Origin of the sequence: Fundicoccus sp. Sow4_D5, assembly GCF_052116365.1 — a bacterium.
Lineage (GTDB): Bacteria > Bacillota > Bacilli > Lactobacillales > Aerococcaceae > Fundicoccus.
In genome coordinates, this window is the sequence record NZ_JBQKLF010000001.1 from 269,830 (window position 1) to 296,737 (window position 26,908).

The 26,908-nt window shown below is 37.0% G+C and carries 24 protein-coding genes; 23 read left to right on the plus strand and 1 reads right to left on the minus strand.

What is annotated here, in order from left to right:
- The first annotated feature begins 4 nt into the window (after positions 1-4).
- From atpG to ileS, 23 genes are all read left to right on the plus strand, one after another.
- Positions 5-943, plus strand: coding sequence for an ATP synthase F1 subunit gamma (gene atpG, locus ACTQ45_RS01345; RefSeq protein ID WP_441750126.1), 939 nt, complete (start codon positions 5-7; stop codon positions 941-943).
- Positions 944-945: 2 nt separating this feature from the next.
- Entirely contained in the window at positions 946-2,406 is a 1,461-nt protein-coding gene (gene atpD / locus ACTQ45_RS01350) for a F0F1 ATP synthase subunit beta (protein ID WP_441750127.1), read from the plus strand.
- Positions 2,407-2,419: 13 nt separating this feature from the next.
- Positions 2,420-2,860 (plus strand): ATP synthase F1 subunit epsilon, encoded by a 441-nt coding sequence (gene atpC, locus ACTQ45_RS01355; protein ID WP_441750128.1) that lies wholly within the window; start codon positions 2,420-2,422, stop codon positions 2,858-2,860.
- A 450-nt stretch (positions 2,861-3,310) separates the two neighbouring features.
- Positions 3,311-3,523: a DUF1146 family protein gene (locus tag ACTQ45_RS01360; protein ID WP_441750760.1), complete on the plus strand. Its 213-nt coding sequence runs from the start codon at positions 3,311-3,313 to the stop codon at positions 3,521-3,523.
- Positions 3,524-3,588: 65 nt separating this feature from the next.
- A complete protein-coding gene (gene murA / locus ACTQ45_RS01365) occupies positions 3,589-4,896 on the plus strand; it encodes a UDP-N-acetylglucosamine 1-carboxyvinyltransferase (RefSeq protein ID WP_441750129.1) in 1,308 nt (435 codons plus the stop codon).
- Between the two features lie 30 nt (positions 4,897-4,926).
- Entirely contained in the window at positions 4,927-5,991 is a 1,065-nt protein-coding gene (locus ACTQ45_RS01370) for a rod shape-determining protein (RefSeq protein WP_441750131.1), read from the plus strand.
- Positions 5,984-6,214 (plus strand): DNA-directed RNA polymerase subunit beta, encoded by a 231-nt coding sequence (locus tag ACTQ45_RS01375; RefSeq protein ID WP_441762745.1) that lies wholly within the window; start codon positions 5,984-5,986, stop codon positions 6,212-6,214. Before ACTQ45_RS01370 ends, ACTQ45_RS01375 begins: the two co-directional genes overlap by 8 nt.
- A gap of 108 nt (positions 6,215-6,322) precedes the next feature.
- Entirely contained in the window at positions 6,323-6,700 is a 378-nt protein-coding gene (locus ACTQ45_RS01380; protein WP_441762746.1) for a hypothetical protein, read from the plus strand.
- A 519-nt stretch (positions 6,701-7,219) separates the two neighbouring features.
- The gene (gene mraZ / locus ACTQ45_RS01385; RefSeq protein ID WP_441750135.1) at positions 7,220-7,651 is read left to right on the plus strand and encodes a division/cell wall cluster transcriptional repressor MraZ; all 432 of its coding nucleotides are present in this window, start codon (positions 7,220-7,222) and stop codon (positions 7,649-7,651) included.
- Positions 7,652-7,668: 17 nt separating this feature from the next.
- Positions 7,669-8,622 (plus strand): 16S rRNA (cytosine(1402)-N(4))-methyltransferase RsmH, encoded by a 954-nt coding sequence (gene rsmH / locus ACTQ45_RS01390; RefSeq protein ID WP_441763020.1) that lies wholly within the window; start codon positions 7,669-7,671, stop codon positions 8,620-8,622.
- A gap of 76 nt (positions 8,623-8,698) precedes the next feature.
- Positions 8,699-9,151: a hypothetical protein gene (locus tag ACTQ45_RS01395; RefSeq protein ID WP_441762747.1), complete on the plus strand. Its 453-nt coding sequence runs from the start codon at positions 8,699-8,701 to the stop codon at positions 9,149-9,151.
- Entirely contained in the window at positions 9,148-10,860 is a 1,713-nt protein-coding gene (locus tag ACTQ45_RS01400) for a peptidoglycan D,D-transpeptidase FtsI family protein (protein WP_441762748.1), read from the plus strand. Before ACTQ45_RS01395 ends, ACTQ45_RS01400 begins: the two co-directional genes overlap by 4 nt.
- Before the next feature lie 14 nt (positions 10,861-10,874).
- Complete coding sequence (locus tag ACTQ45_RS01405; protein WP_441762749.1) at positions 10,875-12,371, plus strand: UDP-N-acetylmuramoyl-L-alanyl-D-glutamate--2,6-diaminopimelate ligase; 1,497 nt, start codon at positions 10,875-10,877, stop codon at positions 12,369-12,371.
- A 42-nt stretch (positions 12,372-12,413) separates the two neighbouring features.
- Complete coding sequence (gene mraY, locus ACTQ45_RS01410; protein WP_441750140.1) at positions 12,414-13,373, plus strand: phospho-N-acetylmuramoyl-pentapeptide-transferase; 960 nt, start codon at positions 12,414-12,416, stop codon at positions 13,371-13,373.
- An 18-nt stretch (positions 13,374-13,391) separates the two neighbouring features.
- Complete coding sequence (gene murD / locus ACTQ45_RS01415; RefSeq protein ID WP_441762750.1) at positions 13,392-14,780, plus strand: UDP-N-acetylmuramoyl-L-alanine--D-glutamate ligase; 1,389 nt, start codon at positions 13,392-13,394, stop codon at positions 14,778-14,780.
- An 18-nt stretch (positions 14,781-14,798) separates the two neighbouring features.
- Entirely contained in the window at positions 14,799-15,920 is a 1,122-nt protein-coding gene (gene murG / locus ACTQ45_RS01420) for an undecaprenyldiphospho-muramoylpentapeptide beta-N-acetylglucosaminyltransferase (RefSeq protein ID WP_441762751.1), read from the plus strand.
- A gap of 44 nt (positions 15,921-15,964) precedes the next feature.
- Positions 15,965-17,158 (plus strand): cell division protein FtsQ/DivIB, encoded by a 1,194-nt coding sequence (locus ACTQ45_RS01425; RefSeq protein WP_441762752.1) that lies wholly within the window; start codon positions 15,965-15,967, stop codon positions 17,156-17,158.
- Positions 17,159-17,305: 147 nt separating this feature from the next.
- A complete protein-coding gene (gene ftsA, locus ACTQ45_RS01430; RefSeq protein WP_441762753.1) occupies positions 17,306-18,823 on the plus strand; it encodes a cell division protein FtsA in 1,518 nt (505 codons plus the stop codon).
- A 35-nt stretch (positions 18,824-18,858) separates the two neighbouring features.
- Positions 18,859-20,148: a cell division protein FtsZ gene (ftsZ, locus tag ACTQ45_RS01435; RefSeq protein WP_441750146.1), complete on the plus strand. Its 1,290-nt coding sequence runs from the start codon at positions 18,859-18,861 to the stop codon at positions 20,146-20,148.
- Between the two features lie 170 nt (positions 20,149-20,318).
- Positions 20,319-20,585: a YggT family protein gene (locus ACTQ45_RS01440; RefSeq protein WP_441750147.1), complete on the plus strand. Its 267-nt coding sequence runs from the start codon at positions 20,319-20,321 to the stop codon at positions 20,583-20,585.
- Positions 20,586-20,609: 24 nt separating this feature from the next.
- Complete coding sequence (locus ACTQ45_RS01445; protein WP_441762754.1) at positions 20,610-21,392, plus strand: RNA-binding protein; 783 nt, start codon at positions 20,610-20,612, stop codon at positions 21,390-21,392.
- A gap of 41 nt (positions 21,393-21,433) precedes the next feature.
- Positions 21,434-22,213: a DivIVA domain-containing protein gene (locus tag ACTQ45_RS01450; protein WP_441762755.1), complete on the plus strand. Its 780-nt coding sequence runs from the start codon at positions 21,434-21,436 to the stop codon at positions 22,211-22,213.
- A 279-nt stretch (positions 22,214-22,492) separates the two neighbouring features.
- On the plus strand, positions 22,493-25,285 hold the full coding sequence (ileS, locus tag ACTQ45_RS01455) for an isoleucine--tRNA ligase (protein WP_441762756.1): 2,793 nt from the start codon (positions 22,493-22,495) through the stop codon (positions 25,283-25,285).
- A 513-nt stretch (positions 25,286-25,798) separates the two neighbouring features.
- Here ileS and ACTQ45_RS01460 read toward each other — a convergent pair.
- The gene (locus tag ACTQ45_RS01460; RefSeq protein WP_441762757.1) at positions 25,799-26,821 is read right to left on the minus strand and encodes a LacI family DNA-binding transcriptional regulator; all 1,023 of its coding nucleotides are present in this window, start codon (positions 26,819-26,821) and stop codon (positions 25,799-25,801) included.
- Between the last annotated feature and the right edge of the window lie 87 nt (positions 26,822-26,908).

Here is a 26,908-nt window from a genome sequence, read left to right on the forward strand (position 1 = left end):
ATCGATGTCACTCAATGAATTGAAGAAACGAATAGATTCTACAAGCAAAACAGCCCAAATTACTAAAGCAATGCAAATGGTTTCTGCGTCTAAGTACAATCGGATGGTTCAAAATAGTAAAAACTATGATATCTACGCAGATAAAGTTAAACGTATGGTTGCCCATGTGGGTAAACAACAGTTTGATCTGCTTGACAATGGGATGCCGATTGAGGATGATCTTACGAATTATGTTGATTTTCATGATATGTTGTTAACTAGGCCTGTCAAAAAAGTGGGATATTTGATAATTGCTTCGGATAAAGGACTTGCTGGAAGTTATAATTCCTCAGTCCTGAGATCAGTGGAAAGTATGTTAAAACAAGATCATGAAAATCCAGAAGAAGTTGTTGTTTTAGCGATTGGAGAACCAATTGTCCGATTTTGTAAAGAAAATCATTATGAAGTTGTGCATGAGCTACACCATTTATCAGACAGTCCAAGTTTCACTGATGTACAAAAGTTGGTGAGAACGGCTGTGGATTTATTTAAAAAACAAGTATTCGATGCCTTGTATGTCTGTTACAACCATCACTTAAGTCCTTTGTCTTTCCAGTTTCGAGCAGATCAAATACTTCCCGTTTCGGAATTGGAATTGGCAGATGCAGTCGAAGCGGCTGAAACTCAAATTGAGTATTTAATTGAACCAGATGAGTCGGCTGTTTTAGATAGACTTCTGCCGCAATACGCTGAAAGTCAAATATACGGAGCGATTTTAGACGCGAAAACAACAGAACACGCGAGTCGTATGAATGCAATGCGTAGTGCAACGGATAACGCACAAGACATGATTGAGGAATTGCAACAACAATTCCATCAAATGCGACAAGTGAAGGTAACGAATGAAATTTTAGAAATTATAAATGGCGCGAATGCCTTAGATCAGAATAAGGAGGGCAAATAATAATGCGCGTAGGACTAATACAACAAGTTATCGGTCCAGTCGTCGATGTAGCTTTTCCATTGGAAAATGGTCAGCCAAATATTCACGATGCACTGATTGTAGTGCGTCAAGATGATGTTGACACTGAAACAGATATAAAGGATATAAATTTAGATAAAAGCATTACGTTAGAAGTAGCGCTTGATATCGGTGGCGGAATTGTTCGTTCGATTGCGATGCAGTCGACTGAAGGTTTGAGACGTGGAATGAAAGTGATTGATACAAGTCAACCAATTTCTGTTCCAGTAGGTGAAGTCACTCTAGGAAGAGTCTTTAATGTGCTAGGTCAACCAATTGATGAGATGGGTGCAATAACTGAGGACTTTGAGGTTAAGAGCATTCACCGTGACGCACCAAAATATGAAGATTTAAGTAGTAACTTTGAAATTCTGGAAACAGGTATTAAAGTAATCGACCTACTGGCACCTTATATTAAAGGTGGAAAAATTGGACTTTTTGGTGGGGCCGGTGTTGGTAAGACTGTTCTAATTCAAGAATTGATTCATAATATCGCAGAAAAATTAGGCGGTATTTCAGTCTTTGCCGGTGTAGGTGAGAGAACCCGTGAGGGGAATGATTTAGTTTTTGAGATGAGAGAGTCTGGCGTTAACAAGAAAACTGCAATGGTCTTTGGACAAATGAATGAACCGCCTGGTGCAAGAATGCGCGTAGTGTTAACAGGATTAACGATGGCGGAATACTTCCGTGATGAACTAAAACAAGATGTGTTATTATTTATTGATAATATTTATCGTTTTACTCAAGCGGGTTCTGAAGTGTCAGCACTTTTAGGTAGAATGCCATCGGCGGTTGGTTACCAACCGACTTTAGCAAGTGAGATGGGCTCAATGCAAGAACGTATTACATCGACGTACAACGGCTCTATTACGTCAATCCAAGCCGTTTATGTGCCAGCAGATGACTATACTGACCCCGCACCTGCCACTACGTTTGCCCATTTAGACGCAACGACTAACTTGGAAAGACGCATGGCAGAACAAGGGATTTACCCAGCGGTAGATCCACTTGCTTCTTCATCAAGTGCTTTATCAGAAGATATTGTCGGACAGCGTCATTATGACATCGCAAGACAAGTTCAAACCACTTTGCAAAGATATCGTGATTTACAAGATATTATTGCAATTCTAGGTATTGAAGAGCTTAGCGCTGATGAGAAAATAATCGTTAAACGTGCGCGTCGCATTCAAAACTTCTTATCGCAAAACTTCCATGTCGCTGAAGCATTTACTGGCATACCAGGAGCTTTTGTTACAGTGGAAGAAACCTTACATGGTTTCGAAGGTTTATTGAATGGTAGATATGATGCGCTCCCAGAAGATGCTTTCCGAAATGTTGGTAGTATCAAACAAGCAATCGAAAAAGCAAGAGATATGGGAACGCAATTGCCACCGGATCTAGATTGATTGGAGGCAACTAATGACAAACCAAGCAAATAAACAGTTAACGGTGCGTATCATCTCCCCTCAGGGAATAGTGTATGATCATCATGCGTACGCTTGTACGGTAAAAGCGTTAGATGGCGGGATGACTATTCTCCCAAATCATGCACCGATTATGGCTGCGTTAGATATATCAGCAGTTAGAGTCAGAAGAGTAACTGAGGATGAGGAGCAAGATTTCATCGCAATTAATGGTGGGATTCTTGAGATGCGTGACAACCATTGTGAGATCGTCACAAGTTATGGTGTTAGAGCTCGTGATATCGATGCTGCGACGGTTCAATTAGAAAAACAAGAAGCAGAAGCAGAGATGAAAGCGGCCATTACTAATAAAGATACGCAAGCGTTCAGAAGAGCGAAAGTTGCGCTTGAACGAGCGATTAATATGATAACAGTTAGTCAGAAACGTCGTAATTAGTAATCTTACTATGTATGGTAATAAGCCATTATTTAGGAACTTTCTAAATGATGGCTATTTTTTTTTGAATAATTATATTAATAAACAAAAGACTATAAGAGCGTATTTATGAGATGTACAGGTATCTGATAGATAAAACCAGCAAATTTACTCGAATAAAACTAATATAAATAGTCTATTGAATTCAGTTGATAGCAAAATCGATACTTAAAACATTTATGAAAAATTAAGAATTGATTATTATGAAATAAAAATTGACGCCATTCATTGACAAATAACTCTTTTATATGACAAAACAATCGTACTTTTAATTGGATTGACATAGTAAATGACAAAACTGACACTTTCGAGACAATTTCTTAATAAATAATATTTCATTCTATCGAGAATTTGTGCTATTATAAGTCTGGACTAGAAGGGGAGATTTGAATGTCAGCAATCATAAACGGTATGGCAGTACTCGTAATTCGCATTCTTTTCATCTTTGTCAGCTACTATATTTTACGCAAACTCGATTGGCGAAAGCTTTTTACACAGCGTAATTTTTACATAGCGCGTTATTTGTGTATTTTAACGAGCGTAGCTTTAGGACACCTAGCTGGTTCTTTTTTTATTACGATCATTGAATTACTACAAAACCTTTTGTTGAGTAGTTTTCTATAAAAAAGATTTTTGAGCTTGTCGTCTACTCCAAAACGACAAGATAATTTAAAGGGGATTAATTAGAGATGGAAGAGATTATTGTACAAGGCGGCAATCGATTAGAAGGAACAGTTAAAGTAGAAGGTGCTAAGAATGCAGTATTACCTATATTAGCAGCAGCTTTATTAGCTGAAACAGGGAAAGTGCATTTAGAAAATGTTCCAATATTATCAGATGTTCATACGATGAACGAACTGTTAAGTAATTTAAACGTCTTAAATACATTTGATGAAGCAACTAATGAAATGTTCATCGACGCCACTGGTGAAGTATCTACAAAAGCAGATTACGATTTTGTCAGTAAAATGCGTGCCTCAATCGTTGTAATGGGCCCAATGCTAGCGCGTTACGGTCATGCTAAAGTTGCTATGCCAGGTGGTTGTGCAATTGGTACTCGTCCGATTGATTTGCATCTTAAAGGATTTGAAGCAATGGGTGCTAAAATTACGAGTACAGCTGGTTACGTTGAAGCAAAAGTAGATAAATTAAAGGGTGCTAAAATTTATTTAGATTTCCCTAGTGTTGGTGCAACTCAAAATATTATGATGGCTGCGGTACTAGCAGAAGGTGTGACAATTTTAGAAAACGTTGCACGTGAACCTGAAATAGTTGACTTAGCAAACTTCTTAAACAAGATGGGGGCGAAAGTGGTTGGTGCCGGTACTGAAACGATTAAAATTACTGGTGTTGACACATTGCATGGAACAAACCATACTGTGATTTCAGATCGAATCGAAGCTGGAACATTTATGATTGCTGCAGCAGTGACTAACGGAAATGTGTTTATTGAAGGAGCAATTCCTCAACACAATAAACCATTAATTAGTAAATTATCTGAGATGGGCGTGGAATTCGAAGAATATACAACGGGCTTAAGAGTTATTGGACCTAAGGAATTAAAACCTACAGATGTAAAAACTTTACCTTATCCTGGTTTCCCAACAGATATGCAAGCGCAGATGTCTATTGCTCAATTATTAGCACCAGGTAGCAGTGCATTAACTGAAACTGTGTTTGAAAATCGTTTCATGCATTTCGAAGAATTACGCCGTATGAGTGCTAAATTTACAATTGAAAGACAAACAATTGTAATGTACGGGCCAACTGAGTTCAGTGGAGCGTCAGTAAAAGCGACGGATTTACGTGCAGCAGCAGCACTTATTATTGCTGGTTTAGTAGCTAAAGGTTTAACACGCGTTTCTGAATTAAAATATTTAGATCGTGGTTATTACCGTTTCCATGAGAAATTAGCAAATTTAGGTGCTAACATCGAACGAGTAAATATCCAACCGATTGAATCACAAGAAAAAGCTGTTTCTTCAACTTTAGTTTAAGTCATAGCAAACTGATAGAGGGATAAACCAATGAGCAGAGATATCGGAATTGATTTAGGTACTGCAAATGTTTTAATCCATCTTAAGGGTCGCGGCATTATTCTGAATGAGCCGGCGGTGGTGGCTGTTGATAGTCAAACATATGAAGTGATAGCTATCGGGCGTGAGGCATATGAAATGATTGGTCGAACGCCTCCCTCAATTGAAATAATTCATCCGTTAAAAGGTGGAGTGATTGATGATTATGATATGACCGAAGCACTTTTGATATTGTTTTTGGAGAAAATGAACTCTCGCAGTTGGTTTTCTAAACCCAACATATTGATCTGTGCGCCGTCTAATATCAGTGAAATTGAAAGAGTATCTTTAGTCGAAGCTACCGAAAAAGCGGGTGGCGGAAGAATATATATTGAAGAAGAACCGAAAGTAGCCGGAATTGGTGCTGGTATTGATATACTCGACCCTTCGGGAAGTATGGTTATCGATATTGGTGGTGGTACTAGTGATATTGCTGTTATCTCATCCGGTGAAATAATTACGAGTGATTCAATAAAAGTTGCAGGCGATGAATTTGACTCTGCGATTATTCAGTATTTCAAAGATAATTTTCAACTATTAATAGGGGAACGTTCAGCAGAACAAATCAAGATGACGTTAGCAACCGCTCAACCTTTAGATGAGAACGAACTACAGACTCATGATTTGAAAGGACGAGATTTGGTTTCTGGTTTGCCGAAATCAATCAATGTTAATTCAAATCACATACATGACGCAATTAAAGACCAAGTGATTGTAATTGCAAGAGCTGCCAAACGTATATTGGAAGATACACCACCAGAAGTAGCCGCTGATATTATAGAAAAAGGCATCATACTCACCGGTGGTGGGGCGATGATTTATCATATGGATACATATTTAACGGAGTATTTAAACGTAAGTGTGTTGAAAGCAGAACAACCTATGAATTGTGTAGCCATCGGGACAGGATTGATGTTAGAGCTAATTACTAGTGGTAAATTAGAGCGGACGAATCCAACTCGTAAACAAAAGCTCGCTCGATTTTTCAAGAGGCTCAAACGCCGCTTGATTGGCTAATCTATTCTTAACTGGAGATGATGAATTGGAACCACGTAACTTAAAAGACTCAATTTTTCTTAATGTGTTAAAAACAATAGCAAAAATATTGTTTTACTTGGTGCTCGTGATTCTCTTTTTCTTAGCTGGTATTTTTATAGGATATGCCGTCATTGGAGACGGGAATTTCTGGGAAGCGTTGAATCGTGACACTTGGCAACATATTATTGATTTTATTAGTTAAGAACGAGAACTCATGCTTACCATTTGTGGGCATGGGTTTTTATTCAATTAAACGAATGATAACTTACTGTTTCTTTGACGAATTATACCAAGTTGAAAGGATAAGTTTATGGCAAGTAAATTTCAATGGGTAGAAATACTATTATTTATAACGCCAATTGTAGTGGTGTATATGTCTCATAAATATTTCCGATCTTATCTGAATTATTTTAAAGGCTGGCCACTGTCTTTGGCTATAATATTATTACCTTTATGGTTAGTTATGATTCATGAATTTGGTTGGCTTATTTTTGATTATAATCTAGTACCTTATATCCTTTTTATTACCGCATTTATGTTAGGGTGCCAATTATATGATTTTGTCAGACGGGTTGATGAGTTCTTTTACCGCGATTATTATCGACCAGCAGGTCAATTGGTTTTTATGTCATTTTCATCTTTTCTTACTGGTTTAATTATATTGCGATTCATTACATACTTTATTTAAACGATTCTTTCTTTTCTAGAAGGAATCGTTTTTTTTGTACTATTTTTTGTGTTGAGTCCTGAGAAACCATCGATAATTGGAATCATGACAGTAATTAATGCGGGAATCACCACTCTTACCCACTGGTTGTTAATAAAAATACAAAATAAATTTATAATATCCTAAATACTTATTTTATTATCCAAATAGTAAAATAGTAAGCTTAATTTCATCAATTCTCTAGCTGTTTTATCCTGGTTTTAATAATAATAATTATATGCAATATTCTTATTTTTTATAAGTCGATAGACCTCTTAAGTTTAGAATTCATTGCGTGTTTTATTGTTTTTATTTTAGTCCTTTGAATCTATGGGAAATCCCCCCACTTTCTAAATAGCGTGAAGAACCTTGTTAAACAAACGTTTTCAAATGAATTAAATATGACATGGGCTTATATTGTAAAAAATATGGTAAATGTGTGGTAGAAAGTGGAGGGTTGTGGTAGACTAAGAATAACTTAGAAAGGGGAGGTGTATCGTCGTGCTAATTGGAGAATTTAATCATAATATTGATACCAAAGGCCGACTGATTATGCCCGCTAAGTTTCGTCCTGAATTAGGCCAACAATTTGTTATTACGCGTGGTTTAGATGGATGTTTGTTTGGTTATCCGATGGAAAGTTGGACAGCTTTACAAGAAAAATTGAAGCAATTACCCTTAGCTAAAAAAGATGCCCGTAAGTTTACTCGTTTCTTCTATTCGGCTGCCACTGAAGTAGAAATTGATAAACAGGGACGTATAAATATACCGCAGAATTTAATTGAGTTCGCAAAGATCGATAAGGAATGTCGCGTGATCGGCGTATCTGACCGTATTGAGATTTGGAGTAGCGACTTATGGGATTCATTTGCAGAAGAAGCAGAAGAAGATTTCGAGTCAATTGCAGAAGAGATGATTGATTTTGGATTTTAAATGGAGAGGTGAACGAGGTGCAGTTTGAGCATGAAACAGTATTATTAAGAGAGACCATAGATGGATTAGAAGTAAATCCAAATGGTGTATATGTCGATTGTACTCTTGGGGGTGCCGGTCATGCTCGCTATATATTGTCACAATTAAGCGACCGTGGTCGATTGTATGCATTTGATCAAGATATCAATGCAATTAACAATGCACAAGTGGCGTTAAAAGAGGAATACGAAAAAGGAAAAGTTGTCTTTATTCATAGTAATTTTCGTAACTTACAAGAAGAGTTAGCTAAACATGATGTTCGTTATGTCGATGGTATTTATTATGATTTAGGTGTATCGTCTCCGCAGTTAGACCAAGCGGATAGAGGATTCAGTTATCATCAAGAAGCCCGTCTCGATATGAGAATGGACCAGTCACAAGAACTATCAGCTTATGAAGTGGTCAATCATTGGACCTTTGAACAATTAGTAAAAGCTGTTTACCGTTATGGTGAAGAAAAATTTGCTAAAAGAATTGTCCGTTCGATTGAGCAGACTAGAGAAAAACATCCTATTGAATCAACCACTGAGCTTGCTGAAATTGTTAAATATGCCATACCAGCAGCTACTAGAAGAACTGGCGGACATCCGGCTAAACGTACATTTCAAGCGATAAGAATTGCTGTAAACGATGAATTAGGAGCGATTGAAACATCGCTTGAGCAAGCTTTATCATTATTAAAAGTGGAAGGTCGCTTATCTGTAATTTCTTTCCACTCACTAGAAGACCGTTTGGTAAAGCAATTATTTAAACAAATGAGTACACCACCGGAAACACCAAGTAATTTACCGTTATTACCAGAACAAATGCAAGCGGAGTACCGTTTGATTAACCGCAAACCAATATTGGCTTCGGACGAAGAACTTGAACATAACAATCGTTCACGAAGTGCAAAACTTAGAATAATTGAGAGATTAACCATTAAAGATTAATCATTCATATAGAAATGAAACATAGCATTTACTAGTTAGTAACATAAGTAAGTTATGATTGTGAGGAGGGAACCGAGTGGCAGAAAGAGCAGGCTATTATGAGCAAGATGACTTGAGGTATAGTAATCGTCGTTCATCAACAGACAGAAAAGTGAATAACCCCTATGACGAGGATATACTTAAAAGTGGTCAACCTGAATTTGTGGATGAGTTAGCTCATAATGTTGAGACTTCTACTCGAACATCTGTATCCACTCAAGGACTGACTAAGGTAGAGAAAAGCTATCTAGCAGTCATTGGTGCCCTAGTGATCGGATTGACTGTTTGGAATTTAGTAATACAGTATAAAGATAATCAATTGGCACAAGCAACGTTTGAATATCAAGCTAAAACGTCTGAAGTTCAAAATCAAACCGATTTGATTTTAAACGAACTAGCATCGAAATACGATTATGATACTATTAAGCAAGTTGCCAATGAAAATGGCATGATTTTGAAAAAATCACAAGTAAGGAATGTTGGTGAATGAGAAAGGTTAACTCTAATCCAGATACCCACAGAAACGTAAGTATGCTTGCTATCTTAACACTGGTAGTCGGGCTTTTATTAATCATACGTTTTGGCCAACTTACGATAAACAAAACTGTTAATAATATTGACTTAGTTGAATATGGTCAAGATAATGAAAATAGAAGTAGTATTACAGAAGCAAGGAGAGGGACCATTTTCGATCGAAATGGCCAGCCGATAGCTATGGATACTACTTCTTATTCTATGTATGCAGTTTTAAATAGTAGTTGGGATAATAATGTTGTCGAAGATCCAGATTATACAGCGAGTGTTTTAAGTCAAATAATTGAATTGAGTCAGGATCAACTATTAGATATTTTACTGACTCAGGACGTTAATCAAGTGGAATTTGGAAATGCAGGCCGCAATCTAACACCAGAAATAAAAGCAATGATTGATCAACAGCAATTGCCTGGTATCCAATTTGAAAGTCAAACTGTCCGTCAATACGTGAACGATCATTTTGCATCACACCTTATTGGTTATGCAATACCAGAAATGAATGAAAATTTTCAAATGAATTTACTGACGGGGCAAATAGGTATTGAAAAAAGCTTCAATAGTATTTTGAGTGGTGAAAAGCAGTATCAAACAAATTTAGAAAATAATATAATTGCTGATTATTTGGCTGGTGATGATATTTACGTAACGTTAGACGCCAGATTACAAAACTTTATGGAAGAAGCACTCAGTCGTTCTTATGAGCGTTATCAACCGGAAGAATTAAGTGCTTATCTAGTCGAAGTAGATAGTGGTAAATTGATTACTGCTGCTCAAAGACCAACGTTTAACTTAAATACACGTGAAGGTATTGAAGATAAATGGACCAATATGTTGGTCGAAGAAGCGTTTGAACCCGGCTCAACCATCAAAATATTAACAATGGCTCTTTCCTATGATATGAATCTTTATCAGATGGGGGAAACGTTTATGTCTGGAGCCATTGAAGTGTATGATCAAATTGTTAAGGACTATAATCTTGTAGGTTGGGGCGAAATAACATTTGATGAAGGTTTATCCCGCTCAAGTAACGTTGCCATGGTCGAACTTGTTCAAAGAATGGGTGAAGATCAGTGGATCGAACAGTTGTCTAGGTTAGGCTTTGGTCACTCGACAGAATCTGGCTTACCTAATGAAACGATTGGGAGTCTTCAATTTGATAACCCGGTATCAAAAATAATGTCCGGCTTCGGACAAGGATTTGCAGCTAGTCCTATTCAATTACTTCAAGCATATTCTGCGATTGGTAATGAAGGAAAACAAATGAAGATACAATATGTGAATGGAATTGGAACGAATGCAGACTCCGCTTATGAAAGTGAAATGTTAGGGCAGCCTATTTCAGCCGAAGCAGCGAACCATGTACTGCAATTAATGGTTAATACCGTAGAAGAAAGTTACGGAACCGCTCAAGATTTTAAAAATAATAATATTAATATCGCGGCGAAAACGGGTACTGCACAAATTGCAGATCCTGACGGTTTAGGTTATTTAACCGGACCTTATGATTATTATTTTTCAGTCGTATCCTTTTTCCCAGCCGAGGCTCCACAATATATGTTGTATTTAAGTATGAAACGACCACAGAATCCACAAGGTCGGACTGGGTCTCAAATTTTAGCAGAAATATTTCTACCATTTGTAGAAAATGTAATGATTAATCATTAGAAAGAAGGCGAACAATGGAAGTAAAAGAATTAGTGAGTGTCTTATCTGACACTCAAGTGTTGGGTAAGGATTATTCAACTCTTGAGTTATCATCCATTGTCAATGACACACGTAAAGTTAAAGAGAATAGTTGTTTTATTGCAATTAAAGGTGAACAGTTTGATGGACATCAAGCATTAGCATCCGTCGTTAAAGAAGGTGCTAAATTACTGATTGTCGAAGATATTCCAGACAATTGGCAAGAAATGGATGCAATGATTGTTAAAGTAACCTCTACTTATCGAGCGCAAGCTATACTAGCGAATAAATTTTATAATATGCCATCTCAACAATTGAATTTAGTGGCTGTCACAGGAACGAATGGTAAGACTACAACAAGCACCATGATTAGTGATTTATTAATGGCGCTTGGACGTAAGACTGGCTTAGTAGGCACGATTCATTATAAAGTTGATCAAACGTATTATCCTGCGGTAAATACAACACCCAATGCTCTGGAACTTCAAAGTTTATATGCTGAAATGCTTTCAGCTGGCTGCAAGGATGCAATTATCGAAGCATCTTCACACGCCTTGTCATTAGGTCGTATTTGGTATAGTGATGTTGACTGTGCCATATTCACTAATTTAACTCGTGAGCATTTAGACTTTCATAAAACAATGGAACACTATGCCTATGCTAAAAGCTTACTGTTCGCTCAAATGGGGCAACAGTTTCATTCAGGTAAACCAAGGATCGCGATTATTAACTTAGAGGATCCTTATCATGAAGTCATGATAGCTGCTACAGCCGCTGATATTGTTACTTATAGTTTGTCGGATACTAAAGCCACTGCTTATGTAAGTGATATCGAAAGCCAACGTGGCACAACGACTTTTGTGCTACATTATGCAGGCAAAGCCCATACTGTTAAATTACCGATGCTAGGTGAATACAACATCTCAAATTATTTAGCTGCATTTCTAACAATGACCATTTATTATGGTTTTCCTGTTGAGGATGTTTTAATAGCAACTAGTGAATTCCGTGGCGTGACAGGCAGAATGCAGTCAATCGATGAAGGACAAGATTTTACAGCCATTGTTGATTTTGCTCATACCTCCGATGCGTTGGAGCGAGTGTTACAAGAACTATCGAGCCGTAAAACTAGAAAATTAATTGCCTTAACTGGACACAGTGGTGGAAACCGCGATAGTGGTGCGCGTCCTGAACTAGGCGATTTATTATTTAAGTATGCAGATGAGATAGTGTTCACTGCTGATAATCCACGATTTGAAGGTGTGGACAAAATCGTGAGTGAGCTTGTCCAACAACATACTGAAAAACCATATATTGTGATTGAAAAGCGTGAGGAAGCAATTGAATATGCTATTACACATGCTGGAACGGATGATATTATTTTATTCGCTGGTAAAGGTGGAGAAGCGTATCAAATTATTAAAGATGAGTATATCCCTTACGATGAGGTCGCTGTCGTACGCAACACGTTAAAAAAACAGTTAACAAAATAAACCCAAGATAGCTTAATTAGATAATTGACAAGGAGAACATTTATGGAACTTTTAATACCTTTTTCAGTAAGTTTCGCACTTACTGTTACCATTATGCCATTTTTTATTGGCTATTTTAATTATAAAAAAATAGGTCAGACGACTCGTGAGGAAGGGCCTTTGTGGCATGAAGCTAAAACAGGAACACCAACAATGGGTGGGACGGTTTTCGTCATTTCGATTTTAGTTACTTTGTTAGTTTCAGCTTGGTTACTCAATATGTTGGATTCAAGTGTTTGGATGATTTTATTAACCTTTTTATTTTTCGGTGGGATTGGTTTTATGGACGATTTCATTAGTATTTTTAAAAAGCAAAACGAAGGTTTAACTTCTAAACAAAAATTTATTGCGCAATTGATTTTTTCAGTATTGATTATCGGCTTAGGCTATCTACTAGGCGCCAAATTCTCACTTCCATTTCTTTCAATGACCGTGATAAATCCTTTAATCGTCACACTATTTAGTGTCTTCTGGATTACTGGTTTTTCAAATGCAGTAAATATTTCCGATGGTTTAGATGGATTAGCCGGCGGTTTGAATATTATTGCTTATGGTGCTTATTTTTACTTAGCGATGCAAACCGGTCAAGAGTCAATAGCTCTCGTTTGTTTAGTAGTAATTGGTGCATTATTAGGCTTTTTATTCTATAATAAGAAGCCTGCAAAAATATTCATGGGCGATGTTGGATCTTTAGCTCTAGGAGCAGGGTTAGCCGTCATCTCATTAGCACTAAACCACCCTTGGAGTTTAGTAATTATCGGCTTAGTGTTTGTTTTGGAGACAGCAAGTGTCATCATTCAAGTGGCTGTGTTTAAGCGAACGAAAAAACGAGTATTCAAGATGAGTCCAGTACATCACCACTTTGAAATGAGCGGATGGTCAGAAACTAAAGTTGTATTTGTTTTCTGGGCTGTAGGGATTATCGCGGCCTTATCATACTTTACTTTAGCTGGCTTACTTTAATTAGAAGAGGAATAAATTATGCTAAAGAATATTGAATTTAACAAGCACAAAGTTCTAATAATTGGCTATGCAATGACTGGCAAAAGCGTTGCAGAATTTTTATTAGAACAAGGTGCAAGTATTACTATCAATGACCGAGGGGATCTTAGCCAAGACCCGTCGGTTAATTTACTTTTATCGCAAGGTGCCAAAGTTGTCACAGGTGGACACCCTGTAGAATTATTAGAAGAGTCTTTTGATTATATTGTGAAAAACCCTGGAATACCTTACTCAATCCCAATCATAAAAAGAGCAATAGAATTGAAACTGCCAATTTATACGGATGTAGAATTAGCCTCTTGGATCAGTGAAGCTGCTCTTATTGGTGTGACGGGTAGTAACGGTAAAACAACGACAACGAGTTTAATTCATCAGTTTTTATCCTATCGAAAAGAGGGCCAAGCTTATTTGGCCGGCAATATAGGTGTTCCTAGTTTAGAAGTCGCCAAACTAGCTAAAGCTGAAGATGATATGATTATTGAACTATCTAGTTTTCAGTTGATGGGAACAGAGAAATTATGCCCCAATATTGCAGTGATTTGCAATGTTTACGAAGCACATTTAGATTACCATGGTACTCGAGACGCTTATATAAAGGCGAAACTAAATTTAGTTTCCAATGTATCGGCAAATGAGTCTGTTGTATATAATTATGATCAACATGAACTCAGAGAGTGGTTGGAAGATAATGTCGCCCAGAAAGTACCGTTTTCTGTTAACGCAGTCGATGACTTCGTAAGAACAGAAGGTGCTTATCTGGAAGACGAGACGTTATGCTTTAAAGGTGAAGCTGTTGCATCCCTAACAGACATCCAGATACCGGGATCTCATAATGTAGAGAATGTTCTAGCCGCTTTAGCGGTTGCGAAATTAAAAGGCATTTCGAATTCTAATATTCAAGAGGCTTTACATCGTTTTAACGGTGTCGCGCACAGAATTCAACCAATTGGCCAATTTAAAGAACGTCATTTTTATAACGATTCTAAAGCAACGAATATGACAGCAACTATTACAGCTTTAAAAAGCTTTAATACACCAATTGTTTATATTGGTGGTGGCTTGGATCGTGGGAATGAATTTGATGAATTAATCCCTTACTTGAGTCATGTAAAAGCGGCTTTCCTTTATGGAGAGACTAAAGAAAAAATGGCAAAAGCATTTTTGGAAGCTGAAACAGCGCAAATTGATATCAAAGAAAATCTAACGGAAGCAACAGAAGCAGCATACAAAGCGGCAAAAAAAGGTGACACAGTGCTATTATCACCTAGTTGTGCTAGTTGGGATCAATTTAAAACCTATGAGGTTCGTGGTCAATTATTTGTGGATGTGATTCAAAACTTAATAAAAGAAGAGCCATACCAAGATTAAATTAAGGAGTGAAAGCAATTGAAAGAAATCAAGCGAATTGTTCTTTCTGGTGGTGGAACTGGTGGGCACATTTATCCAGCTCTGGCATTATATCGCGAAATCCAAGCAAAGTATCCGAATGTTGAGTGTCTGTATATCGGTACTGAAAAAGGGTTAGAAGCATCAATCGTACCAAAAGCGGGCTTAGCCTTTAAAAGTATTGATATCCAAGGGTTAAAGAGAAGCTTATCTCCTGAAAATATTAAAGCCGTATGGTTGATGATGACAAGTACTAAAAAAGCCAAAAAATTATTAGCAGAATTTAAACCTGATGTCGTCATTGGGACGGGAGGCTATGTTTGTGCACCAGTTTTATATGCAGCTGCTTCAATGAAGATTCCATCGATGATTCACGAGCAAAATAGTGTCGCTGGAATCACGAATAAATTCTTGAGTAGATCAGTTGATATAATTGCAACATGTTTTCCAGAAGTTGAGAAAGACTTCACTAAATATGCCGATAAAATACGTTATACAGGTAACCCAAGAGGTCAAGAAGTGATCCAATCGAAAATGGATGCTACTATTTTAAAAAATCAATTTGGCTTAAGTCCCAGTTTATCAACAGTCCTAGTATTTGGAGGGAGTCGAGGGGCACCTGCAATTAACGAGGCCGCATTTACTGCAATTGACAACTGGTCGGATAAAAATTATCAAGTCATTATCGCAACTGGTACGATTCATTATGAGGATTTTTTAAAGACATTAGCCGATAAGAAGCTAACACTTCCTAATAACATAAAAGTTGTCCCTTATATAGACAATATGCCGGCCGTTTTTCAAGCAATTGATTTAGTTATCTGTAGAAGTGGAGCAACCACTCTAACTGAATTGACAGCATTAGGCTTACCAAGTATATTAATACCAAGTCCTTTTGTGACAAATAATCATCAAGAGGCTAACGCTTTATCATTAGTCAATAATGGTGCAGCTAAAATGATCAAACAAGCAGATTTAACTGGTGACAGTTTATTTAACTTTGTCGACGAAATCATTAAAAACCCCAATCAATTAGCGTCAATGAAACAAGCTGCCCTTGCATTAGGCATTATAGATGCGTCAGATCGTCTCATTAAAGAAATTGAAACGCTTATCTCATAAAGAGTTGACTGGAGTCATATTTCAATAGTGAAGGAGGTGACAACATGGCAAACTACCGAATAGGCGCAGAGGATCTTCAAAAGAATTATCAACGTCAAAGGAAGACATTAAGTGAAAGAAGTGACCAACCAACGACTGTACCGATGGGGAATTATCGCATTGATCAGGAAGGAAATCCGATGTTGCCTCAAGCAAGTATCCCTGTTCAATCATCCGCTCCTTTAGAAGATTTGGATTATTTTAACCAAATGGCTGAAGCCGAAGAAATAGCGACACCTTACCGCGAAAATGTTTATGATCTAGCTGATTATCGGCAAACCTCAACAGATCACAATGAAGCTTATCAGAAAAATTCAACTTTAAATGCAGAGCGAGTGTTTAGAGAACCAACATTTGAAGGGAATCATCGTCTGGATACTCGATCGAACTGGGAAAAACTTAATCAAAAACTACAAACAGTTATTAATCCTGCAGGCAATAATACAAGTATTCAAAAGTTGCCTAGAGGCTTAATTAAATTATCATCGATATTCTTTTTCATTTATTTGTTGATGTTAATCGCTGGCTGGCAATTATTGCCATTTAACAAAGTGAACCAAGTTGTTGTCACCGGAAATAACTATGTCGAAAGCGAAGCGATAGAGCTTTCCTCTCGTATTAGAGACACGGATGCAGTTGATGATGTTATCAGCCAAAGACAAGCAATTGAAGCTAAAATAATCGAAGAGAATCCTATTATTGAGAGTATTGTCTTCACACGCGATAATTGGATGCAATTGCAAATGAAGGTAACGGAACATCAAGTGGTTGCGAAAGTAGAAATAAACGGTCACTATGTCCCTATTCTGACTAATGGTGAAATGCTAGATGACCAAATAACGATTTCAACGATTACGGATGAAGCGCTCAATAACTTGCCAACTTTGTCTGGATTTTCTCAAAAAGGAAAATTAATCGAATTGACCACGATTCTAAGACAGGTAGAACAGGCAGTTTTGACAAAGATTGATACTATTCAATTAAGGAATGATCCTCAAAAACCAAATGGCATTCATGTAGAAATGAAAGACGGGAATAAGGTGCGTGCAATAATTTCAACATTTGCTCAAAAAGTCAACTTTTACCCTGAAATGGTCCAACAAATTGATGGTCAAATTGGTACAATAAATCTTGAAGTTGGAGCTTACTTTACACCAGATAGCGAAAATGCTAATAGTGTGAACCTTGGCACTAATTAAGATAAACATATGTTACTAATTGATAAAGAACTATGATTTTTCTTCTTTTAAAATCAAGTTTGTGCTACTATATTATTTGAGACATAAGTAGAAATTATTAAATGCTCCTTATTCAATTAACAAATCAAGAAGGGGGTTAAAACCTGAATGAGAAACCAAGAAATTTTTGTGAGTTTAGATATCGGGACAACTTCCATTAAAGTCGTTGTAGCGGAATACATAAACGGAAACGTCAATATTATTGGCGTTGGAAATGAAAAATCACGTGGATTAAGCCGCGGCGTAATTGTAGATATTGATGAAACAGTTTATTCAATTCAACAAGCTATCTCTCAAGCCGAACGTAAGGCAGGGGTTAAGATAAACGAAGTGGTGGTAGGAATACCAAGTAATAAATTAGCCATAGAATCCTGTCATGGCATGATTGCTGTAGCGAGTGAAAACAGAGAAATTACATCGAAAGATGTAGATAATGTTATTTCTGCAGCAAAAGTACGTTCTGTTCCACCAGAGCGTGAAGTCATCAGTATTATACCTGAAGAGTTTATAGTTGATGGATTTACAGGAATTCGTGATCCAAGAGGTATGATTGGTGTGAGACTTGAATTGTACGCAAGTTTACTAACAGGTCCACGCACGATTATTCATAACATTAAACGCTGTGTCGAAAAAGCAGGTTTAAAAATAAATGAATTAGTACTTCAACCACAAGCAATCGCAACTGTGGCACTTTCTCAAGACGAACGAGAATTTGGTACGGTAATTATTGACATGGGCGGAGGCCAAACGAGTGCTTCAATCATGTACGATGACCAATTAAAATATTCGTTTGTAGATCAAGAGGGCGGAGATTTCGTAAGTAAAGATATTTCAGTTATCTTGAATACATCGTTAGACTCAGCAGAAAGAATTAAACGAGAGTACGGCTATGCAGTATCTAGTCAAACTTCTTCAGAAGAATATTTCCCTGTTGAAACTGTGGGGCAGAAAGAACCTGTTCGAGTAGATGAAAAATACTTATCTGAAATCATTGAAGCGCGTCTTGTTCAAATATTTGAGACGATTCATGAAGATTTAACAGCAGTAGATGCATTAGATTTACCGGGTGGTTTTGTACTCACTGGTGGAGCAGCCTCATTACCGGGTGTACTTGAGTTAGCTCAACAGTATTTTGGAGAACAAGTTCGAATTTATATTCCAACTCAAATGGGTATGAGAAATCCTATTTATACAACAAGTATGGGAATGATTGATTATGTTGCTGGGCTAGATGATATTCATCGTATCGCTCAAGGAACTTATGCAAGCATCAGCCCATCCACACAAGCTTCTCCAGGTTTTTCTAGAGAAAGACAGAATGTTCAACCAAGACCTGGAACTCAAACATCTAATCCACAATATTCAAACAAAGATTCTAAAGCAAGCGCACCTCGAGAAGTCTCTCAAGGATACTCCGACAGAAAAGCTCGCGCACAAGATTATGAATATGATTCTTTTAAACAAACAAATCAATCAGCTAATCTTGATGAATCAATGTATTATGAGGATTATCAAGCGGATCGTACTCAAGAAACAGAACAAACTGTTTCTTACCAAGAAGACGAGCCAAATCCAAATAGTCTTATTGGCAAAATACGATCATTTTTCGCTACATTTTTTGGTTAATAACGACCTAACAAAACACAGGAGGAATTCACATAATGGAATTATCATTTGATTCAACAACCAATACAGAAGGTGCAGTAATTAAAGTTATTGGAGTCGGCGGAGCCGGTGGGAACGCCGTAAATCGCATGATCACAGAAGATGTGCAAGGTGTTGAATTCATTTCAGCTAACACAGACACACAAGCGTTAAATGGTTCCAACGCAGAAGTGAAAATTCAATTAGGACCTAAAGTTACTAAAGGTTTAGGAGCAGGATCATTACCAGAAATTGGTGAGAAAGCTGCAGAAGAAAGTGAAGAGCAAATCAGACAAGCTTTAGAAGGTGCTGATTTAATTTTCATTACCGCGGGGATGGGTGGAGGTACCGGTACAGGTGCTGCACCAGTAGTAGCTAGAATTGCTAAAGAGTTAGGCGCTTTGACAATTGGTGTTGTCACTAGACCCTTTACTTTTGAAGGACCAAAACGCGGACGCTATGCAGCTGAAGGGTTACAAAAGTTAAAAGAAAATGTTGATACTTTAGTAACAATCGCAAATAACCGTTTATTAGAAATTGTTGATCGTAAGACACCAATGCTTGAAGCTTTCAGCGAAGCAGACAATGTATTACGTCAAGGCGTTCAAGGTATCTCTGATTTAATTACATCTCCAGGTTACGTAAACTTGGACTTTGCTGACGTTAAAACAGTTATGAAAGACCAAGGTACAGCATTAATGGGTATTGGTACTGCATCTGGTGAAAACCGTACAGCAGAAGCAACTAAAAAAGCGATTTCTTCACCATTATTAGAAGTGTCGATTGACGGCGCAGAACAAATTATCTTGAATATTACGGGTGGAGCAGACTTAAGCTTATACGAAGCTCAAGATGCAAGTGAAGTGATTGCAGCAGCATCAAGCAGTGACGTAAACATTCTATTAGGAACTTCTATCAATGAAGCCTTAGGAGATGAAGTTCATGTTACAGTGATTGCGACAGGAATTTCAACAGAAAAAAATGAAAAAGCAAAGGCTGCACCACGTCAGCCACGCTCTAATTTTAATCACACAAATGAATCGGTAGTGAAATCTAATCCAGTTCAAACAGAACCTACACAAGAGACTTCACAAAGACAAGTTCGTGAACCAGAACGCGATTTATTCAGCAATTGGGACATTAAACGTGAAGACAACCAACGTGATGTGGCAAATGTAGATAGTGAAAAACCACAACGTACGTTCCAGAGACCATCAAGCGAAGTTCCGAATCGTCAAACAGAAGGTTCAAGTGAAAATGACGAATTAGATACACCACCTTTTTTCCGTAAAAGAAACCGTAACTAGTCCTTAACGATGTCATCTAAGTTAAGTATAATTAACAATTGGGAGGAGACCATTTTCGGTTTCCTCTTTTTCAATATTTGTAGTAAAATAGTAGAGTACAGTTATTGTTAAAATAATGATTAGATTTAGAAAAGATATGAAGACATGCACTTATTAGATTGGAGTGACAAATGGGTATTTTATTATTTAATTTAGTTAAATCTTTTTTTAGCTTGTATAGTATGTTGCTAGTTATTTATGCGTTATTATCTTGGTTACCAGGTGGTTATGAAAGCCAGTTAGGTAAGATTGTTATAAAATTAAGCAGACCCTATCTAGACTTTTTTGATCGATACATACCACCAGTTGGTGGCATTAGCATCAATGTCATGATTGCTATTTTTGTGTTGCAATTGATACGTAATGGGTTGCTAGGGTTATTGATTAGACTATTCTAAACAAAGGGTTTAGGAGGTTATACAATGAATGAAGAAGTGTATCAACATTATCGAAAAGAAGAACAAACATTTATAGACCAGGTGTTTGGTTGGATGCAACAAGTTGAAAATCGTTATGCACCTTATCTGAGTGTCTTCCTTACACCACGTGAAGCGATGATTGTCACGCGATTAATTGGTAACAGCGATACAATCTTACTAAAAATGTTTGGTGGTTATGAAGGGGCAGAAAGAAAAAGAGCCTTACTCTATCCAGCTTATTATGAACCTCAAAATGAAGACTTTGAAGCTGCTGCGTTAAACATTATTTTTCCAGTAAAGTTTGCTAATATTAGTCACGGTAAAATTTTAGGTACATTAATATCTACTGGAATTGACCGAGAAAGAATTGGCGATATCATTACTGATGGTGAAAACTGGCATGCAATAGTTGATTATAATGTTAAAGAGTATTTCAAACTGCATGTAACAAAAATTGGTAACGTTGGCGTGAGGTTAGAAGATATTGCTTTTGAAAATTTACTAGAATCTAGTGAAAGTTGGGAAACTAAAACAATCATAGCAAGTTCACTTCGACTTGACACTCTGCTTGCAAAAGTCTATAATTTCTCAAGACAGCGTGCGAAAGATTCAGTTTCTTCAGGCATGGTAAAGGTTAACTTTATGGAGATGGATCGTAGTGACGTGACAATAGGTGAGAATGATATTGTATCACTTCGTAGATCAGGTCGATTCTGGATAGACAGTATTGATGGAACGACAAAGAAGGATAACTATCGTTTGACTATTAATGTGTTAAAAGTGTAATAAGCATTTTGAATTAACGAAAATTATCGCAACAAAGATAAATGGAAGGACGTGTAATTGTGGGCTTAACACCAAATGAAATCCTTAGTAAAGAATTTGAATCTAAATTCAGGGGTTATGATATTGATCAAGTAAATGATTTTCTTGACGTAGTCCGTGTCGATTATGAGAAAGCTTTAGATGAAAATGAAATTTTCAAACGAAAGTTAGCTGATTCTGAAGAAAAACTGGAGTACTTTGCTCAACTGCAAGACTCTTTAAATAGCTCAATAATGGTTGCACAAGACGCGGCTGAGCGATTAAAACAGAACGCACGTAAAGAAGCCGAATTGATTCTATTCGAAGCTGAAAGAGAAGCGGATCGTGTGATCAACGAAGCATCAGAGCAAGCTAAACGTATTTATAATGAGAATGAAGAATTAAAACGTAATAGTGGTATTTACCGTCAACGTTTAACACAAATCATCGAATCTCATCTATCGATGATCCAAGATAAAGAGTTTGTCGAGTTATTTGATAGTGAATTTGCGGATTCGTTTGTTTATCCTAAAGCGATTGAAAAAGATCAAGACATTTCAACAGAAGAAGTTCTTGAAACTGAAGAAGAACCTTCAGTTCAAGAAGATGTCAATTTACAGGATACGTTAGAATTCAAAGATTCCCTTCCTTTAAGCCAAGAGGAGTTAGAACACTTAACTCAACACACACAAACGAGTGTATTAGAGGAAGAAGCAGAAGAAGATATCCAAGTCGAAAAAGCGCCTGAAACTCCAATGGAGAGTGTCTTAGGACAGACTATCCGCATCGATTTACCGAAATAAGGTACAGAACATATTGATTTAATTATATTCAAAGCGAGTCAAGGTCGGTGTAAGCTTGACAGTCACTAATTAAATTAAGATCCTCTGTATACATGCACAATGAACTAAAGTAGTTGTAGCCGCTTAAAGAGCGTTATCATGAAAGAGTGATGATTTATTTCAATAAATCATAAGCTGGGTGGTACCACGTTCTGACGTCCCTTCATTATGAGGGGCGTTTTTTATTGTATTTTATTATTTTTAATTAATTAAAGTTTTAATGAAGAATAGGGGAAAAAAATGAAACTGAAAGAAACATTAAATTTAGGTCAAACAAATTTCGCTATGAGAGCGAATTTACCGACTAAAGAAGCCGCCATGCAAGTAGAGTGGGATGAAGCTGGTTTATACAAGCAAATTCAAGAAAAAAATATGGGGCGTCCGACGTATATTCTCCATGATGGTCCTCCATATGCCAATGGAGCGTTACACATGGGACACGCTTTAAATAAAGTTACCAAGGACTTTATTGTTCGTTATAAATCTATGTCTGGTTTCCGTGCACCTTATGTTCCGGGTTGGGATACACATGGATTACCAATTGAATCAGCTTTAACTAAAAACGAAGGCGTTGATCGCAAGCAATTCTCAGTAGCTGATTTTCGACGTATGTGTGAAGAATACGCACTACGTCAAGTAGAAGGCCAAAAGAAATCATTCAAACGTTTAGGAGTTACTGGTGAATGGGATAATCCCTATTTAACATTAAGTCCAGAATATGAAGCGGCCCAAATTAGAGTGTTTGGTCAAATGGCCGAAAAAGGCTTTATTTATAAAGGCTTAAAACCAATTTATTGGTCACCATCAAGTGAATCATCTTTAGCTGAAGCCGAGGTTGAATACCATGATATTACGTCGCCATCGGTTTACGTCGCATTTAAAGTAAAGAACGGTAAAGATGTTGTGGCGGATAATGTAGAATTCGTAATCTGGACAACAACTCCTTGGACATTAGCTGCTAATTTAGGGATTTCAGTCGATCCAAATGCTAAGTATGTTGAAGTATTAGTTAACGACCGTCATTTTATCGTGGCAGAGGACTTATTATCGCATGTGGCGAAAGAAGTTGAATGGGAAAACTATGAAGTGGTTAAAGAGTATCAAGGAGAACAGTTCGATCGGTTAACGGCACAGCATCCATTCTATGAGCGTGAATCGTTATTAATGGTAGGTGATCACGTAACGATGGAAACAGGTACTGGTTTAGTTCATACAGCACCAGGACACGGTGAAGATGACTATTTAATCGGTTTAGATTATGGATTAGAAATCTTGTCACCAATCGATAACCGTGGTCACTTTACAGCACAAGCGCCAGAACTTGAAGGGATGTTCTACTTAAAGGGTAATAAAGTCATTATTGAAAAATTAACTGAGAGTGGACATTTATTAGCTCAAGGTAAAATTAAACATAGTTACCCTCACGACTGGAGAACCAAACAGCCTGTTATTTATCGTGCAACTCCCCAATGGTTTGCTTCAATAGATAAATTCCGTAAAGAGTTGTTAGAGTCAGTTGAAAATGAGGTGACTTGGTACCATCCATCTGGCGAGAGACGTATCTTTAATATGATTCGTGATCGTGGTGACTGGGTTATCTCACGTCAAAGAGTATGGGGCGTTCCACTACCAATTTTCTATGCTGAAAATGGTGAACCAATCCTCTCAAGCGAAACAATTGATTATGTAGCAGATTTATTTGAAACGCATGGTTCAAATGTATGGTTTGAACGTGAAGCTAAAGATTTATTACCTGAGGGTTATACTCATCCAGGAAGTCCGAACGGCGAATTTACAAAAGAAAATGACATTATGGATGTATGGTTCGACTCTGGAACATCTCACGCAGGTGTATTGAAACAACGCGACGACTTATCTTTCCCAGCTGATTTATATCTTGAAGGATCAGACCAATACCGTGGATGGTTCAACTCAAGTTTTACTACATCAATTGCTGTAAATGGCGTACCACCATACAAAGGTGTCTTATCACAAGGTTTTGTAATGGATGGAAAAGGTCAGAAGATGAGTAAATCTGTAGGGAACGTTATTCTTCCAGAGGAAATTATGGAAGATTTAGGAGCGGATATCATTCGTTTATGGGTGTCTAGTGTCGACTACGAAAATGATGTGAGAGTATCCAAAGATATTCTGAAACAAGTTTCCGAATCATACCGTAAAATCCGAAATACAATTCGTTTCATGCTTTCAAATGTCTCAGACATTGATCCAAGTACAGGGTTAATTTCTGAAAGTGATTTACGTCCAGTTGATCAATATATGTTAGCTAAATTCAGAATTCTAACAAAAGATATTCTGGCAGCGTATGAAGCTTTTGACTACTCAACTGTTTATAAAAAAGTAATTAACTTTATTACGGTTGACCTATCAGCTTTCTACTTAGATTTTGCTAAAGATGTTCTATACATTGAAGCAAAAGAATCTTACGAAAGACGTGCAATGCAAACTGTAATTTATACAATTCTACGTGATTTAATTCCATTGTTAACACCAATTTTATTGCATACTATGGAAGAAGCTTGGCATGTATTGCCTGGAGTTGAAGCTTATGTGCAACTAGTTGACATGCCTAAAGCGACAGACACACCTGAAGATGTCGAAACACTAGCAAAATGGAGTACTTTCTTCGACGTGAGAGATGCTGTCAATAAGGCTTTAGAAGAAGCAAAAAATAATGACACACAGCCAATTAAAAAATCATTTGAAGCTAGTGTTACATTATATGCTTCAGAAGCAGTTCAAGCAGAATTGACTAGCTTATCTGATCATTTAAATCAATTATTAATCGTTTCGAAATTTGAAATGGAAGCGACATCTGAAAAACCAGAGAATGCTTTAGTAGTTGATGAAGTAGCTGTTTTAGTTCAACCAGCGCCTGGACATGTTTGCGATCGTTGTCGAGCTGTAAAAGTCGAAGTTGGAACAATCGAGAACGCACCAGAATTATGTTCAAGATGTTATAATATTGTGATGGACAATTTCCCAGAATACTTTGAACAAAACGAAGCTTAATATGTCAAGTTTGAGTCGTATCAAATGATTTCAAAGAAACTCTAAAGACTCAATGAATATCTTAAAAGCACCAGAAAGTCGCTAAGGCGATTCTCTGGTGCTTTTTTTAGTATAAAATTTGCTAAGTTTATGATGCCAAGTGTTTGCAAGTTCGTCGAAGTATAGAGCGAAATTCGCTTCAAACGGCTAGCTTATAAACCTATTTATTAGTTTTAACACATGAACTCATCCTTAGAGTCGATACGTTAAACTAAGTTTATCTTCCATAGCAGTCATAGGAATTAAATCATAAAGATGCACTGCATATATTCAATTCATCAAGTCTTTCAAGCTTAGCTAATCATAGTAAAAAACAGCCATTAAGGAAAATCCATGCTGGTTGCTTAAATGTAATATGAGATACCTACTGTTGGGAACAGAGCTAAATAGTAATGGTAACTTGCATTTGTTAGTATGTTAGTAAACTAAAAAGACAAGAAAGAATTGTTAATCCTTATATTAACAAGCGGTATCTCAATTGTTAATTAATTTTCGTACTGTTTCGCGTTCGATCAATTCATGAGGGATAACGATTCGAACGCCAGTAGTTAACTCATTTTTATTGTTTAGCTGATCGATGAGTGTTTGAGTCCCGTGTCGACCTAGTTCTTGGATTGTAATATCAATACTCGTCAGATAAGGGTGCATAAGTGTAGCGAAAATCGAATTGTTAAAGCTAATTAAAGACAAATCATCCGGAACTTTATAATGATGTAATTGAGCTAGCTGTAAGACTCGCAAGGCAAAGATATCATCGATTACGACGACTGCTGTAGCTTTTGTTTCGGTTAAACTTTCACCAAAGTGCATATAATCATCTGGGCCATGAAGTTTTATCGCTGGAAAAGTATCATAACCAGCCAACATTAAAGCTTTTTGATAACCGAAGTATCGCTCGAAATATATAATTTCATCCGTTGTATTGGTTACAAATAGAATACGTTTATGCCCATTCTTTATTAGAAATTCTGTAGCGTGTTTGCCTAATAGCTGATTGTCATTATCAACATAAGAAATTTCATCTTCATATCGGTAAGGTTGACCAACCAAAGTAAACTTAATTTTATGAGTCGTTAAAAACTCAATAATTGGATCAGAACGATCCGAATATAATAAGATAAATCCATCAACCTGTCTTTGCCTATGCATTTGTTGGACGTTATGAAGTAAACTATCGAAATTTCGAGCAGAAGCAATTGCAGTTGCTAGACCATGCTTGCGTGATTCCTCGTTGATTGCTTCAATAATTTCAAGGTAGAAAGGGTTCCCTAATCGTTCCTTTGAATCTAAAGGAGGAAGGATTACCCCAATGGCATTAGAGGCGCCTTTACCCAAGTTTTGTGCGTTTTTGTTAGGCACATAGCCCATTTCTTCCATGACTTTGCGTACTTTTTTCTTGGTGGCGGGTGATATACTGGGGTGATCATTTATCACTCGTGACACAGTAGAAGTAGCAACGTTGGCTTTTTTAGCGACATCTTTAACAGTAACGGACATATTATTCCTCCTCTACTTATTTGACATAGTTTATCATACTACTAGAATAACCTTTTGTCTTGTTCAAATTATTAAAAGCGATTTTAA